At 45.6% G+C, this 15454-nt stretch carries 17 protein-coding genes and 1 tRNA gene; 11 read left to right on the plus strand and 7 right to left on the minus strand.

The window, feature by feature from the left end; translation table 11 throughout:
* Positions 1-17: 17 nt before the first annotated feature.
* From E0496_RS31225 to E0496_RS31240, 4 genes are all read left to right on the plus strand, one after another.
* Complete coding sequence (locus E0496_RS31225) at positions 18-890, plus strand: carbohydrate ABC transporter permease (RefSeq protein WP_141505861.1); 873 nt, start codon at positions 18-20, stop codon at positions 888-890.
* 46 nt (positions 891-936) lie between these two features.
* Positions 937-2727 (plus strand): hypothetical protein, encoded by a 1791-nt coding sequence (locus E0496_RS31230; protein WP_141505862.1) that lies wholly within the window; start codon positions 937-939, stop codon positions 2725-2727.
* The gene (locus tag E0496_RS31235) at positions 2724-4994 is read left to right on the plus strand and encodes a glycoside hydrolase family 88/105 protein (protein WP_141505863.1); all 2271 of its coding nucleotides are present in this window, start codon (positions 2724-2726) and stop codon (positions 4992-4994) included. Before E0496_RS31230 ends, E0496_RS31235 begins: the two co-directional genes overlap by 4 nt.
* A 211-nt stretch (positions 4995-5205) precedes the next feature.
* Positions 5206-5898, plus strand: coding sequence for a uracil-DNA glycosylase (locus E0496_RS31240; RefSeq protein WP_141505864.1), 693 nt, complete (start codon positions 5206-5208; stop codon positions 5896-5898).
* Between the two features lie 80 nt (positions 5899-5978).
* Here E0496_RS31240 and E0496_RS31245 read toward each other — a convergent pair whose 3' ends face one another.
* Positions 5979-6932, minus strand: a complete 954-nt coding sequence (locus E0496_RS31245) for an S-layer homology domain-containing protein (RefSeq protein WP_141505865.1) — start codon at positions 6930-6932, stop codon at positions 5979-5981.
* 343 nt (positions 6933-7275) lie between these two features.
* Between E0496_RS31245 and E0496_RS31250 the strand changes: the two genes are divergently transcribed.
* Positions 7276-8778, plus strand: a complete 1503-nt coding sequence (locus E0496_RS31250) for a stalk domain-containing protein (protein ID WP_141505866.1) — start codon at positions 7276-7278, stop codon at positions 8776-8778.
* Between the two features lie 125 nt (positions 8779-8903).
* On the opposite strand, the gene E0496_RS31255 is transcribed toward E0496_RS31250, so the two are convergent.
* Positions 8904-8976, minus strand: a tRNA-Val gene (locus E0496_RS31255).
* A gap of 177 nt (positions 8977-9153) precedes the next feature.
* Here E0496_RS31255 and E0496_RS31260 point away from each other — a divergent pair.
* Positions 9154-9504 carry a hypothetical protein gene (locus E0496_RS31260; RefSeq protein ID WP_141505867.1) on the plus strand — a complete coding sequence of 117 codons (351 nt, stop codon included), beginning with the start codon at positions 9154-9156 and terminating at the stop codon, positions 9502-9504.
* Here E0496_RS31260 and E0496_RS31265 read toward each other — a convergent pair whose 3' ends face one another.
* Both E0496_RS31265 and E0496_RS31270 read right to left on the minus strand, forming a co-directional pair.
* Positions 9505-9672, minus strand: coding sequence for an aspartyl-phosphate phosphatase Spo0E family protein (locus tag E0496_RS31265; protein ID WP_206669922.1), 168 nt, complete (start codon positions 9670-9672; stop codon positions 9505-9507).
* A 249-nt stretch (positions 9673-9921) separates the two neighbouring features.
* Positions 9922-10095 (minus strand): YjfB family protein, encoded by a 174-nt coding sequence (locus tag E0496_RS31270; protein WP_141505869.1) that lies wholly within the window; start codon positions 10093-10095, stop codon positions 9922-9924.
* Positions 10096-10277: 182 nt separating this feature from the next.
* Here E0496_RS31270 and E0496_RS35955 point away from each other — a divergent pair, with 182 nt between their 5' ends.
* Both E0496_RS35955 and E0496_RS31275 read left to right on the plus strand, forming a co-directional pair.
* Entirely contained in the window at positions 10278-10442 is a 165-nt protein-coding gene (locus E0496_RS35955) for a hypothetical protein (protein WP_175598136.1), read from the plus strand.
* Between the two features lie 156 nt (positions 10443-10598).
* Positions 10599-10850 carry a DUF3892 domain-containing protein gene (locus E0496_RS31275; protein WP_141505870.1) on the plus strand — a complete coding sequence of 84 codons (252 nt, stop codon included), beginning with the start codon at positions 10599-10601 and terminating at the stop codon, positions 10848-10850.
* 216 nt (positions 10851-11066) lie between these two features.
* Here E0496_RS31275 and E0496_RS31280 read toward each other — a convergent pair whose 3' ends face one another.
* A complete protein-coding gene (locus tag E0496_RS31280) occupies positions 11067-11795 on the minus strand; it encodes an MBL fold metallo-hydrolase (protein ID WP_338325887.1) in 729 nt (242 codons plus the stop codon).
* Between the two features lie 130 nt (positions 11796-11925).
* Between E0496_RS31280 and E0496_RS31285 the strand changes: the two genes are divergently transcribed.
* The 3 genes from E0496_RS31285 to E0496_RS31295 all read left to right on the plus strand — a co-directional run bounded on the left by E0496_RS31285 (position 11926) and on the right by E0496_RS31295 (position 13287).
* The gene (locus tag E0496_RS31285; protein WP_141505871.1) at positions 11926-12129 is read left to right on the plus strand and encodes a hypothetical protein; all 204 of its coding nucleotides are present in this window, start codon (positions 11926-11928) and stop codon (positions 12127-12129) included.
* 169 nt (positions 12130-12298) lie between these two features.
* Positions 12299-12862, plus strand: a complete 564-nt coding sequence (locus tag E0496_RS31290) for a stalk domain-containing protein (RefSeq protein WP_141505872.1) — start codon at positions 12299-12301, stop codon at positions 12860-12862.
* A gap of 116 nt (positions 12863-12978) precedes the next feature.
* A complete protein-coding gene (locus tag E0496_RS31295) occupies positions 12979-13287 on the plus strand; it encodes a DUF1292 domain-containing protein (protein ID WP_141505873.1) in 309 nt (102 codons plus the stop codon).
* Between the two features lie 110 nt (positions 13288-13397).
* Here the strand turns inward: E0496_RS31295 and E0496_RS31300 are convergent, their stop codons facing one another.
* Together E0496_RS31300 and E0496_RS31305 are read right to left on the minus strand one after the other, a co-directional pair.
* Complete coding sequence (locus tag E0496_RS31300; protein ID WP_141505874.1) at positions 13398-13814, minus strand: DUF1885 family protein; 417 nt, start codon at positions 13812-13814, stop codon at positions 13398-13400.
* Between the two features lie 130 nt (positions 13815-13944).
* Complete coding sequence (locus E0496_RS31305) at positions 13945-15414, minus strand: aminotransferase class I/II-fold pyridoxal phosphate-dependent enzyme (RefSeq protein WP_141505875.1); 1470 nt, start codon at positions 15412-15414, stop codon at positions 13945-13947.
* Positions 15415-15454: the final 40 nt, after the last annotated feature.

Below are 15454 nucleotides of genomic sequence, written 5' to 3' on the forward strand. Positions count from 1 at the left end.
TGAAAGGAGCGGATCAAATGAGAGAACAAACCGCTAACCGAATATTTGACACCGTTAATTTTATTGTATTATGTGTTTGCACGCTGATTTGTCTTGCTCCATTTCTTCATATATTGGCGATTTCCTTAAGCTCCGTAAGGCCGATCGTGTCGGGGCAAGTAAGCTTATTCCCGGTGGAGCTTAATTTTGAAGCTTACTTTAAGGTGTTTTCCGATCCTGCGATGATTCGTTCACTAGGCTTTACGATATTGCTTACTGGTATTTTTACAGTACTATGCATGGTCATGACGATTGCAATTGGTTACCCTTTGTCCAAAAAGAAGCTTAAGGGACGCAAAGTATTTATGTTTGTCGTCGTGATTACGATGTTTTTCAGCGGCGGTATTATTCCTGAATATATCTTAATTCGGAACCTGCACTTGCTGGATTCGATGTGGGCGCTTGTTCTGCCTGGCTTGATCAATCCTTTTTATTTAATTATATTAATTTCTTTTTTTAACAATATCCCTGAGAGTCTCGAAGAATCGGCCGAGATTGATGGCAGCAGTCATTTCCGAACGTTATTCAGCATCATGCTGCCGCTATCACTTCCAGTAATTACGACGCTCAGCTTGTTTTACGCGGTTGGCCGCTGGAATGGATTTACGGATACGTTGATGTATATTACGAGCCCAGAGCTCTATCCGCTTCAACTGAAATTGTACCAGCTCATTCAAAACAATATGATCACCGAGCTCATGCAGATGGAAGGCGCTCAAATGGCGACCGTCGTGCCAGAAAGCTTAAAGGCTGCCAGCGTTATTTTTGCTACGGTGCCGATTTTAATTGTGTACCCGTGGCTGCAGCGCTATTTTGTAAGTGGTGTAATGCTGGGGGCGGTCAAGGGATAACGAGTTTCAATTGGATCAAATGAAATCAAGGCAGAGGAGGATGAGCATGTACGAGAAGCTTGTAGCAATAAACGATTATTGGGCAAACGAAGGTGCTGAACGCCAAGTGCTGGACCCGAATAGCCGGTATTACGGGGGAGTAACCGAACCGGAGAATGGCATAGCATGGCCTAGTCATGGCGGCTCTCCTATGGTGATGGCGCTTTGGGCAGCAGCTCTGATTAACGAGGATTCGGCATATTATCATAACGAGGATATGCTTGCCCGTCTGGAGCTCGGCACGCAGTATATGCTGCGCTCGCAGCATGGGGATGGTACGATTTCACCAGGCTGGACCAATATGCATTCCCCACCGGATACGGCATTTGTCGTTGTTGGGCTCGCGCAGGTTTATCAGCTGCTGCACGAACACCAATGGGAGCCTCTTCTTGAATCGGCAGCCAATATTCTTACATTCCTGGAGCGGACGATTCCTGCTTTGTTAACGGGCGGCTGTCATACGCCAAATCACCGCTGGGTGTTGACAGCTGCGCTCGCATCAATGTATAAGCTAACAGGACGAACTGAGCTGGTGGTGCGAGCGAACGAATGGCTGGCAGAGGGGCTGGATTGTACCGAGGATGGGGAATGGACGGAGCGAAGCAATGGGATTTACAATGCGGTTAGCGATATTATGCTTTACCATACCGCAGAGCTGCTGAACCGGCCTGAGCTGCTAGAGCCAGTTAGACGAAACTTGCGAATGATGTCCTACCTAGTACATCCGAATGGCGAGGTCGTTACCGATTATTCAGGTCGGCAGGATTACGGTCTAAGCTTTACTATGGACAGTTATTTTCTTGTCAGCAGGCTAATGGCAGAGAAGGATCAAGATCCCTTATTCGCGGCTATAGCGGAACTGGCTGCTCAAACGCTTAAACATCCGGGCGGGTTGCCCAATAATGCCTTGCTGGGGTATTTGCTGCACCCGGAGCTCCGTAACCTTACTATTGAGCCCCAGACATTGCCAAGCAGTTACCGCGTAGTGATTAACGGGAACTTTCCTCGCGAGAAATACTTGAATGCTATGGATTCAGCTGGTCATAACGGAAAGATCTATCACAGCCGGCTTCATCCGGATTTTGGTGCTCCGATCGCCCGTGAACGGCAGGGGGCAACCAGCTTGACGGTTATAACGGAAGCGAGCTCCATTGCTGCTCTTCGGCATGGCGAAGCACGCTTGTTAGCCGTGCAAATAGGCACTTCATTCGAGCCGGGACATGTCAAAATGAATCAATTGCATGTAGAGGAAAATAGTTACCGCTTGGTGGCGACAGAGACTAAAGGTTATTATGGCCCGATCACAGCTGCTGATTTGCCGGAGACGGCTGGATCTGAGATAAGTCCGTGGTATTTGCTCCCTCATCATGTGAGGGAAATTACTCATTTGCAGCAGCATCATGTCGAGGCGGAATTGACGGAAAGTGAACAGGGCTGGAAGCTAAACATCCGTTGTACTGAACCAGAGGGCATGATGGTGCAGGTTGCATTTGTGTTTGGGAATGAAGGAGTGCTCACAGGAGAGGCAATAACACCTATGGATGACATTCATTTCTGGAAGGATGGCAAGGCACGTTATTCCGCTGGCGAAGATTGGATTGAACTGGACGGAGGGGCGCATGAGCACTGGGTGAAAGCTCTTCGAAATGCTAGCGTACCTACCGGGTGTCAATCGCTGGTCGTGAATTTAATGACGCCGTATGATCATACGTTCGATATCAAACTCTCCGGCGGCAATCCAAAGCTTGCGAAGCATGGTGCTGCATTGGATGACGCAGAAGAGGGGCTGATACGATGAGCACCTATTTGGAGCCTCGTGAGAGCAGCCGCTATTGGTACGGTGAAGATGAGCAGCGCATACTTGAGGTGCTGTCAGGCAGATACGTTGGAGCGAATCCGCCCATTCCTTTCGCACTTAGAGCTTTCGCTAAATCGGGTATTTTGCAAAATGAAGAAGGCTTGTATGAAATGAACATGCTGGAGAGGCTGCAAAATGCCAATATTGGCGATTACTCATACCTCTATGGCCTTGTCTGGAGCGACGACGAGCGTTCAATTGACGGTTTAATGGTGCCGTTCGGGCCCATTCAGTTCTTTTTAAACGGGGAGCAGCTTTACCGGTCGACAGTGGTCGATGAGCTGAAGACGGGTGCTAGAGCAATTATTCCTCTCTTGCTTCAGAAGGGCTGGAACCAGCTTGTCATCGAAGCGCGCAAAACACCGGTGGGCTTTGGCTGTTGTTTTGGGGCCGATGAAGCTAAAGTTCGAATTCTGCAAGTGCTTGCCCCCTTCGAGGGACGTTCAGGCAGCGCCGGCTGGGTGTATTCTGAGCCGGTACCAGCTTCGAAGATGAAGGCAGAGATCGATGTTTTTGATTATCGGTTGCCGGAAGAGAAAAGCGGATTAACATGGCTACCACAAATGAATTGGAGTGCCGAGCAGGAACGCAAACCCAATTGCGAGCGCCTGTTCGGGCGACCGTCGGCGGAGACTGCCGCATACGGATGGACAGTGCTTAGGTCACCAGCAGCGGGGGGCACTGTGCAGTTAATAGGAAGAGCTTGGGGGCCGACGACCATTTGGCTGGACGGGGCGTTGGCATTAACCATTGAGGAAGCAGGTCCATTTGAACAGCCTATTTCTCTGCCAGCTGGCTGTGGAGAAGTGCTGGTTCATACCGTTAGCAGCGCGGAGGGATGGGGCTTTGAGCTGAATATCATTGAAGAGGGCGTTCCACTTGCATTAAGTGTGCCAAGACTAGTACACGGGTATGACAAGGAATGGTTTTTTGCGGGACCACTTGATCCAAGTCTAGCCATGTCTCCTTCATCCGTATGTACGATGACATCAGTTTTCCCTGCAGTAAATCTCGATGCTCAACCATGCGGCGCTGCTTATTGGTCGCTGGATGCACCGGATGCGCGAGTTCGTCCCTATTACGAAAACGCGATGCTAAGCAATAAGTGGACTACCGGCAGCGCGACGAATTATGGTCGCTGGGACTATCCGCTTGGCGTTACGATGTACGGGTTGCTGAGAACAGCGCGCGAGCTGCAACGGAAGGATCTGCTCTCGTATGCGCTCGGCCATATTCGGAGCTGTACAGAAATGTATGACTACTCAATGTGGGATAAAGAGGAATACGGTTTTCCTTCTATTAACCATCAGCTCGTGCTCATTCAGATGCTCGACAATTGCGGTTCATTTGGATCTGCGATGCTGGAAGCCTATGCGGAAACTAACGATCTTACGTTTAAACGGATCGCAGATCGCATTGCGGAGTTTATGCTTCAAGGGCTGGAGCGTACAGAGAAGGGGGCATTCTACCGGCTTTGCGAAGGTGAGTATTCTGCGGACACGATGTGGGCGGATGATTTGTACATGAGTGGGCCCTTTCTTATTCGTTATGCGCAAGTATCCGGCGAGCAAGCGGCGCTTCATGAAGCGGCCAAGCAATTTCTGCTGTTCAAAAGCTATTTATATATGGAAAACGAAGGTTTAATGTCACATGTTTTCGATTTTAAGTTTGGCCATGCAACGCAAGTCCCTTGGGGACGGGGGAATGGCTGGTGCCTGTTTTCCTTATCAGAGCTGTTGGAGAAGTTGCCGGAAGGCCATGACGATAAGCCTGCATTGATCGCATTTTTCCAGGATATGTGCAAAGGCGTCGCGGCTCTGCAGGCCGATTCGGGGTTATGGCGTCAAGTGCTTAACCGGCAGGATGCCTATGAGGAAGCGTCGTGCACCGCCATGTTTGCTTATGCAATCGCACGCGGGGTTCGTTTTGGGTGGTTGGACAATTCAAGCTATTTTTCTGAAATTGCGTTGAATGCGTGGCAGGGACTGACTGGCGAAGCCATCGACAGGCAGGGGAACGTGCATGGCGTATGCAGCGGCTCGCGTTATTCCTTTTCCCCCGATTATTATATGTATGATCTTCGGACTGTCCAGAACGATAATCACGGCATTGGCATCATGCTGCTCGCAGGCGTGGAAATCAGCCGATTAAAGGCGGATAGGAAGAACGGATATCCTTTTTCATTGCAGGAAAAAGCGATCGTTTGAGCGATGGTGACAAAAATAATAGATTCCGACTCTCCTTTGTTATGTTCTAAGTAATTAGAACATGGTAAAGGAGAGTTTTTTATTTTAAAATAGAAGAAATGACCAGTTGACCAACTTAACTAGATTTAATAATTCACCGCGAAGCGGGCTTCACTGGCCAAGGCCAGGGATAGCGGTATACGCTTATCCGTCGACGAAGGAGATGTGTCCTATGACTATTGAAATTAAGAATGATTGGCCGCTGTACTTGGAGAGTGAATTTAATGCTCCATATATGGTGGAGCTGCAGGCTTGGCTGGAGGATAAATACAAGCTTGAAACGGTATATCCGGAAAAGGATCATATTTTTAACGCACTAAACTATACCACTTATGAGCAGACGAAGGTTGTTATTTTGGGTCAGGACCCTTACCATGGTCCCCAGCAGGCTCATGGCCTGAGTTTTTCGGTTCAGCCAGGCATAAAGATACCGCCTTCCCTGAAAAATATTTACAAAGAGCTTGAGTCGGACGTAGGCGCTCCAATACCCGATCACGGAAGTTTGGTGTCTTGGGCTCGTCAAGGGGTGCTTTTGCTGAATGCGGTGCTTACCGTGGAGAAGGGGCAGCCTAATTCACATCAAGGCATGGGGTGGGAACGGTTCACCGATGCCGTTATTGCGGTCATGAATGAAAGAGAGAAGCCGGTTGTATTTATGCTTTGGGGCAAGTATGCCCAGGAGAAAGCCAAAGCTATTAATAAGGATAAGCATCTCATTATTTCTTCTGCGCATCCGAGTCCGTTTGCTGCTCGCAAAGGTTTTTTTGGCAGCAAGCCTTTCTCGCGGGCAAATGCTTTTTTGGAAAACACGGGAAGCGAGCCAATTGATTGGAACATACCGGCTCTAGCCGAAGACGCAAGGTAGCAGACGGATGAAATAAAAAAGGCTTCTCCGCTTGTCTGAACATCAGCTCAGACAGGCAGAGAAGCCTTTTGATTATTTCGTTATTCCACAATGATCGCAGGGCCTGTAGAGGCCTCGCTTCCACCGGAGGTTACGGGCAGTACCGGCTTCAACTTAGCATCAATATAAGTAGAAACCTGAACGTCTGTTATGACCTGCGGGTACATTTTTTCAGGGTCTGGCAATACCGCTTCCACATGGATGATCGCTTGGTCTCCGTTGAATTCGATGGAAGTAATGCGAAGACCATATCCAGGGTGTGGCACTTGTGCAGTTACAGTTACTTTGTTAATATCGGCGTTTACTGCCGTAACGGTCAGCTTGGGATCAAGCGTAGGCTGCTCTGGCAAATTTGGAATCGGAGCCGTCTCCTTTACGAATTGAATGGCATTATAGAGCCAGCCGGCTGCATCACTGCGCGTGATGGCTTTTTTCGGATAAAACTTATTGGTTTTGTCGAGTGTAACCACTTTGGAAATAATCAGTTTCTGTATGCTGTCCATATAGTCTTTATTGACTTCAGCTTCATCCTCAAGCAGCATAAAGATTTCAATAAACGCATAATCGCCTTTTTTGGTCATCCCTTTGAACAAGGGGTGAGCGAATTGCTCACGGGTCATGATATCATTTGGTTTTACACCGTTTGGAATTTCAAGCCCGTTTAGGCTGGCGATAATGAATGCATCCGAATACCAGGCATCATCTTTCACATTCGGGTAATAATCGCTCGCTTTGGGTGCTCTAATGAAACGGATGTTATCGATGTTCAGGCCAAGGCCTCTAACGATCAAAGAAACGCCTTCCGCATAAGTTAAATTGCCTTTTGGGTTAAACTTGTCCTGAGCATTACCGTTCAGTATGCCCAGCTTTTTTAATTCAGCGATTTTTTGTTCATTTGTATCGTTTTTAACATCCTTGAAGGCTAGTGCGGATTGCCCGAGAGTAAAGAGCATCATCGCAACTAACATTATGATGACTATCGGTCGTTTTCTCATTAGGTCACCTCTTTATCTTATTTGCTGCAGCACCTATTTTGACGTTATTATAAACGGAAATGTTGCATTTTTCCTAATTCTTTCGAAAATTGTATATGATTATTCGGAAGATTTGATCTACACCTGTTGAACGAACCAATTACGTTATGATTGCTGCGCAAGCAGATCATTCTTACGATCGCGCTTGTAGCCAGATTCTTTGATGCACTTAGACATGTAAAGGTAAGAATCCGGCTACAAAGGCGAACATTTCGTTTAATAACGATGATTTTCAACTGCAACTTTTTTATACATGCAGTCGTATTGTAAATGTTGTTAAAAATTTACTTTCTAGGAGGAGAACATGAACAAATATTTTAATTTTACTAAGTTGCTTTTCATTGTAGCCATTTCAACCTCTATTTTATTTCCTGCTCATTTATTTGCTGCTGGATCTAATCCTAGATACTTAGACAACATAGTACAGGTCAGCACAGGAGGATACCATTACTATTATCCCCACACCTTAGCATTGGATAAGCAAGGTGTTGTATGGGCATGGGGTGAAAATAATTATGGGCAACTGGGCAATGGAATCAAAGGTTATAATTCTGCCGCTATTCCGGTAATAAAGGATGTCATTAAAATTGCTACAAGTGATACCAACAGTTTTGCAGTTAAAAATGATGGTACTGTCTGGATGTGGGGCAAAGCAACTGGTTTGCAAGGAAATGGAACACTAAATTCCTATTCTAGCCCAGGCATTACTGACTTTGTTAATCCAACAGCAATCAAAGCGCTATCTGACGTTGTTGATATAAAAGCCGGCATTACTCATGTTCTTGCTTTGAAATCGGATGGAACGGTTTGGAGCTGGGGAAGTTCAACTGGGGGCAAGCTTGGTAGATCTGAATGGAAGGAATCCACTCCGAAAGCCTTCACACCGATGAAGGTACCTGGTCTTCAAAAAATAAAGACCATCTATGCCGGAAATGATTTTTCCGCGGCAACGGATGAGGCTGGAACCACATGGGCTTGGGGGACGCTCAGCAGTTATTTTAATGTTGTAGATCGTCTAGTATCCAGATGGGAGCCTGTAAAGCTCTTTGACTTTCCAATTAAAGAAATCGATGACTTCCATAATCGCATCTATGTGACGAAGACAGACGGTACATTTTGGGAGGTTCAAAAATCCTTAGAAATAAAGCCAATAATGGGGGATGTCTTGTCATTTAAATGCCATTATACTGGTTGTTTGATTCTGAAAACAAGTGGAGAAGCGGTCAAATTTAGCGATGTTAATAATATCGAAAAACATGGTTTAGTGATAAATCCGCTAGAGATTAAACAAATTGATTTCAATTATTCTACTATGCTTTTAAAAATGGATGGTACCGTCCAGTCGTACGGCCCGATTTCTGCGAATACCGGTAATGAAACGATAAATGATACAGACTATAAGAAGTATGCAAATGTAACAGAAGAGATGGTCAATGCGACTCAGCTTAGAACTGTATGGAAAGCGATCACTTTAAAGCTCAACGGAAATGAGCTCAAACTGCCTACAAATCCAATCATTATAAATGGAGTCTCTTTCTTGCCGCTGCGAGGGGTAATTGAGCAGATGGGCGGACATGTTCAATATGATAGTGGGAATATTACCATATCAAGCGATAATGATCAGCTGAAGCTCCAGATAAGAACGACAGCGGCTTCAAAAAACGGGCAGAATATTACGCTAAGCAGCCCTCCTTTAGTAATTAGAGGAACGACAATGGTTCCACTTCGCTTTGTAAGCGAGGGATTAGGAGCATCAGTCAATTGGGACGAAAAAAATCGATTGATTACGATTAAAAGCAAAAAGTAATAACAAAGTGAATCGCACCAATTTCCGCACCAAATCTAAAATGGTTAGTATAACCACTGGTAAAATGAAAAGGAAAAAGCCCACAATCCCTTATGGTACAAAGGATTGCGGGCTTTTTATTTGTATGATCTGAACAGGGTTCGAACCTGTGACCCCTACCCTGTCAAGATAGTGCTCTCCCAGCTGAGCTACCAGATCATGTTAGCGACAATTAATAATATATCAGAGGCGGAGAATGAAGTCAATACTTTTTTTGGAATTTGTTGCACCATGCGAAACCTTATTTTACACGGAGCCAAGACAACTATATAATAGCTGAAGGCTGATGCCTACTTATGTTTTACATCACCTATGTGACGGGAGCGGTTAAGAGACATGTTTAATCTTGAGGTACATAATCAGTTTGCAGCAGCAGTTCAACAATTGATCGGCAAGTCAGGTGTCATTCATTTGCAAAATGACGTCGATTACAAGATTTCGGTACAGCAGTTTACAGGTATTGAAGTAACGGAGCATTATGATAATGAGAAGGATCCTATGATTTTTCAACTATCGTTTTTGAATGGGCTTGGCCAAGAGGACACTTTGGAAATTTGGGACAGCGCGATACTTGAACTAGATCATACACAGCCGGAAGTGGCAGAGGAATGGGTGCCGCAGGGCCTTGCTTTTGCCTTCGCTGTTCTTAAGGATGAAAGCAACGCGGTTGAATTCTATATGGCTTAACTAGGATCGGCTATTGGCTAAGCATCCGGAGTATTCATTAAGGAGAAAATCCAGCTCCTGGCTGATTTTGACGACAGCGTGATCGGTAAAGTTGTTGCAGGCTTCGAATAAAAGGACCATTTCTGCACGTACTTCTTCAATTTTTTGCTGATAAAAATGGTTGTCCATCATAATCCCTCCAACTTTTCATTTGTTAAACTTAGAATAAACGAAGGTTGTTAGAATTTTCCGAAATAAAAATTAGGTTTATGTTAGCTACAAAAATAATTAAGAGCAGAGGACCTTCGTATTTGATTTACTAAACGGATAATCTTCATATGAAACACTTTCATAATGCAAAAGTTGATTATTTTTCCTGTAATGCATAAATACGAGGGAAAATCCCCCAAAGCATTTATTGCTTTAAGGGGGATTTTTTTAAACACGAATATCTATGTTTTTGCCAAGATTAGGTTGAGCGCTGCTTAACATTTGTACGAGGTTCTGACCTTGCTGATTTGCTTGATCCTTGGCTATGGACATGACGCGAAGACTTGCGGCCAGCGCCAGACTGTTTTGGCTCATGGCCATTGATACTGCTGCTATATCCATCTTACACCTCCTACTTCCATTATCGGAAAATCGAAGGGACTTGTTTACACCTAATCATAATGAAAGTCCTTCCTAGTCGATGTCACATATTGATTTTATCGCATCAACGCATGTGCGAATCTTATACTAAAGCCCAATGTTACCGCATACCTATAAAGAAAGCGCGCAGGAGGCGGTTTCTGTTGGCTGCAGAGTATGCCTATTTGGCCATATGGCTGGCGGGTATGTTTGGAATTATTGGTATTGTGATTGGTGCCGTTGCAAGGTTTGCGATTTATGATTCACTTTCGCATGATGAGCAGTTTGTGTGGTTGAGAAGAATTCCAACAGAAGCTCGCAAGAAGTAAACAGAAATCCGGCAATCGCAGAAGGATGCGAATAAGCCGGATTTTTTTTGTACTGTTCTCAAAAAAGACAAGTAGAATATTTCATAGTTATACAATGGTGGGGCATCATAATAATTGGCTGTACATTTGGTTAATCTGAGAGGGGCTTATGCAAAAATGAATGACTTCAATGGCGGACAAGATGCAAGGGAACATATTGTTGCGGTACAAAAGGATGGAGACGGTGATCTGACGGCTTTCAAAACCTCTGGCGGGCGTGTACTCGATTATTCAACCGCACTCCAAGAAGTACAAGCAGGGCATATTGCGGGCGTTAATACCTTCAAAGGCAAGGATGGCGAATTTTATATCCGTGGAGATGCTGATGGCGATCCAACCAATAATTTGGACCAGCTACCTCTCTTTTAGCACCGTTATTTCATGTAGTAAAATAAAAATTTTAAAGCAGAACTATGAGTCAGAAAGACGGTGTTCTGTATGAATTTCTGATTAAGAAAAGCATATAAGCTCGACTCAAAAAAGGCGCCGCATGCGTAACATGCTGGCGCCTTTTTGAATGAACAGAAGTTATCGCTTTAATGAACTCTTTCTTTATAAGAACGAAAGAAGTGCTATTGTTTTCCTCTAAATAATTTCATACCTTTTGTGCTGTTCAACAATGCGCATGGAGCCGGTTTTGCCTCTGTACTCTTCAATAGTATCACCATAATGCATAAGCCAGGTTTTCTTCTGAACAGCTTCAGGAAGCTGTACGAGTTCTTCAAGTGAGGCATGCACGACGCCGGGAGGCTCAAGCTGGCAATCGTGATAAATCGTAGTCACACCCTCATCGATCAATTGCTGAAGCAGCGAGGGATCGTAACGCATGTCGGCGGAATAAAAGAAATGACCGTTAAAGATAAAAGAATAGCTTGGTTTATTCGTAATATGTTTGGTTTGAATCAGTCGAACGGTTAAGCCGGGGGACAGCTCAATGTCTGTATCCGGCTGAAGCGGACGAACCTCGAAAAAGTCTTCAAGCTTGTCCAACGGTTCCTGCGTTAACCCCCCACGAAGCGTGTGTTCCCACAAGGGCTGAACAAGTGTCTCCGCAAGGTATAAGATGGGTTTTCGCTTATATTTGAACATCATCTGAAAGGCATATTCTTCCAATCCGCCAACATGGTCTCCATGTATATGACTGATCAGTACAGCATCCAGCTCGGGAAAGGAGAGGCCTTGCTCATGCAGCGCTTTCGGCAGGGTAATCCCGCAATCCACTAACAGCCGATAGCCGTTTACCTCAATAATTCCATTGTTATTGTCGTACTTTTTCGCGAAAGCACTCCCCGTTCCGATCATCGTGATATGCATGAAAATTCCCTCCTTATCGTCCATTCATTTAATGTACCAAATCCTGTGTATCCTTGACAATTGTTGATGCACATTTGCCTCTATGTACATACAATGCAAAAGCAATATGTTCAATGGAGGCGAACAAGGCATGAGCAAAGGAAAAGGTAAAGTAGCAAAGAAGAAACAGCCGGCAAGCGACCGGAAGCAGTATTCCTATAAGTTAGTGCTCTCGGATACATGTGCCGTGTGCAAAACACCATGTGCCAGAGGCATCAATTACTTGTCCAGAATGCGTCAGCCAGGCACTGTCGGCAAAGGCGTGCCCTGTGTACTGACGAGAACGTTTGGGTAATGATTGCGATTATTTTATTTATTTCCCAGGCAAGCGCAGGTTTCAACAGCGTTTGACAAGATGGGTCGTATGAACAATGCATTCAAAATAGTTTCTTTAAAGGCGCAACTTTGCAGGAATTGCTGAGTATAACCTTACATCCAGGCTATCGGATGGAGGGCTTACACCTATGAAATTCAGAAAAGTTATTATTCCGCTGCTGCTGCTGTCATTATGGGGCGGATCAATGCTGTTTGCAGATTCAGCAACCCAGAAGGTTCGCGTTTTAATTAACGGACTTGAACAGGATGGCGGGGGGTTAATGACCGACGGCAAAACCTATTTGCCGCTTCGCCAATTAGCCACTTCCATGCAGGCTATTATCGAGTGGGATGGTCCAAACAAACGTGCAACCGTATATAAACCTAATGTGCATATGTTTCTATTCCAAAATAATGCGGTATTCGGAAATGTAGCCAAGGGCTACCAAGCAAAGTTTAAGGTATTCGCCCAGCTCGATAACTTAAAAACAGACGTCGTCGCCGTAAAAGTATCCATCTTCGACCCCTCCGGCAAAGAGAAAGTAATCCAGACCGAGACTGTGAATACGTCCAAGGACAATTTCTGGTATGCAACGGACGAGATCGATTATAAATTCGATGCTAGTGGAAAATACCCAATTCGCTTCTATCTGAAGCTCAAGGGCTCGGAAGAATGGACCGCAGTTTCAGAAAAACTCATATCTTCCCAATAATCGGAACCTTGCCATGATTCGCTCCTCTTATTTGAGGGGCGTTTTCGTTTGACCTTTCATAGAATGTCATGTTACTATACGATAGTCTATAAACATTATTGAAATGGGGTAATAACATGAGCGAACATCAGCATACCGATGATTGCGGATGTGGTGAAGACCACGAGCATGAAGAGCATGTCTTTATCGTGACTGACGACGAGGGCCAAGAACGTGAAATGGTCATGGTTTATACGTTTGAATCCGAAAACAATGTATACGCAGTATTGCTCGATCGCAACGATCCGGAAGCGGACGGCGTTATTTTCCGTATTGAAGAAGAAAACGACGAATCCTTCCTTGTTGGCATTGAAGACGATGCCGAGTGGGATCGCGTTACTGCGATTTACGAGGAAATTGCCCGTACGGAGAGCGAAGGAAATTAATTTCGTGCTTCCTTCCAGCTGACAAGCAAATAAAGAGAGGTCTGCGAGCGTCGCTTGCGGACCTTTCTTTGTGTTGCTGTAAGTCATTGTTAACCCCTCAAAGATCGGATTTATTTTCTCGGATTAAAGTATATGGTTCGTCCATTAAACATCGTCAGTTCTGCTTTCAACTGCTTTGCTATGTATTTGCATAATTCATTTGCTTTCGCTTTATCCCCGTGAGTGGCTTCATCAGGAAGCACGACATGAATGCATGGAACCGAAATGCCCGTGGTGCTAGGTGCTTCACTGGGGCCCAAAATAATATGTTTATACAGCGGGTTGATTCCCTTTAAATAAAACCAACGGTCATCCTGCTTGGATTCGATGGTATAAGGGAAAGCCGCTTCTGCGTAATCCCAATCAAGTTGGGTGCCAGTTAGCGTAACTTGCTCACGGTAATGCAGAAGCTGGTGGCGTATATCCTCCAGCGACACTTGCTGAACGGATGATCCTTGCACAAATTTTATGTAAGCGCTCTGACTCATCGCATCTCACCTCTGCCAACATCATAGCACGAGCGAAAACCGTTGACAATAAGTGCCAGCTCTGAAAAATCGCTTTAAAAAACGGCCCCATCCGCGCAAAGCGCATAGAAGGCCGTTTCGGGTGTTTGGATTACGATATCGCTGTTTCTTCCACGATAACTTTAACAAATTCGATGCTGCGATCTTCCGGTCCCTTGACCGGCAGGCCGACTTGCACGTGATCGACGATGTAATCGATGTTTTTTTGGGTAATGACCTCGCCTGGCAGCAAAATCGGGATACCAGGGGGATAGACATAAATAAACTCGGCAATGATACGGCCTGCTGATTCTTTAAACGGAAGGACTTCGGTCTCACCGTAGAAAGCGTCGCGCGGCGTTAGAGAAAGCTGCGGAATATCTGGAATTTTTACGACCAATTCACGCGCTTCAGCGCCTTCATGGAAATGCTCGGACAAGCCGCGCAATGAAATTAATAATTTAGATATGGAATCTGAGGTATCTCCAGGCGTAACTAAGCAAAGAATGTTATACATGTCGCTCATTTCGATTTCCACATTATAGTTGTCCCGCAGCCAGTTCTCGGTCTCATAGCCTGTAATGCCAAGGTGGCGCACATGGATGGAAACTTTGGTCGGATCGTAATCATAGGTAGCCTCGTCACCGAGAATTTCCTCGCCAAAGCAATACAAACCAGGAATTTCGTTAATTTGCTTGCGGGCGGATTCGGCAAGCTCAATCGCCCGTTCCGCGATAGCATGTCCATTCAACGCCAGATTGCGCCTCGAGGTGTCCAGCGAGCCTAGCAAAATATAGGAAGTTGATGTCGTCGTCAGCATGCTGATAACCGTTTGGATGCGATGTGGGTTAACTCTTCCTTTACGCACATTAAGCACCGAGCTTTGAGTCATGGAGCCGCCAAGCTTATGCACGCTTGTGGCAGCCATATCCGCACCGGCCTGCATTGCAGACATTGGGAGCTTCTCATGGAAATGGATGAGCACACCATGCGCCTCGTCAACGAGTACAGGAACGTCAAAGCTGTGAACAAGATCGACAATTTCTTTCAAGTTGGCGCAAATGCCGAAGTAAGTCGGGTTGATGACAAGGACGGCTTTGGCATCCGGATGACGCTCGAGCGCCTTGCGAACAGACCGGGTGGTAATGCCGTGGTCAATACCGAGATTGTTGTCTCGAGCAGGTGAGATAAATACAGGTCTTGCTCCTGCGAAAATGATAGCGGCCATAATCGACTTGTGAACGTTACGCGGGACGATGATTTTATCGCCAGGCGCGCAAACGGTCAGAATCATCGTCATGATCGCGCCACTGGTGCCTTGCACGGAGAAATAGGTGTAATCCGAGCCGAATGCGTCAGCAGCAAGCTTCTGTGCTTCCTCAATAACGCCTGTTGGCTGATGCAGGTCATCAAGCGGTGCTATATTGATTAAATCGATCGACAATGCGTTATCGCCGATAAATTCGCGAAATTCCGAGTCGCTGCCTAATCCTTTTTTGTGTCCTGGAATGTGAAACTGTACGGGATCCTTCTCCGCATGTTGGCGAAGCGCTGTGAAGAGCGGGGTTTTATTATGATCCATCGCTAACATCCCTGCCTTTCATTAGAGGTTACAAACAAAG

The organism is Paenibacillus luteus, assembly GCF_006542765.1.
Taxonomy (GTDB): Bacteria; Bacillota; Bacilli; order Paenibacillales; family Paenibacillaceae; genus Pristimantibacillus; species Pristimantibacillus luteus.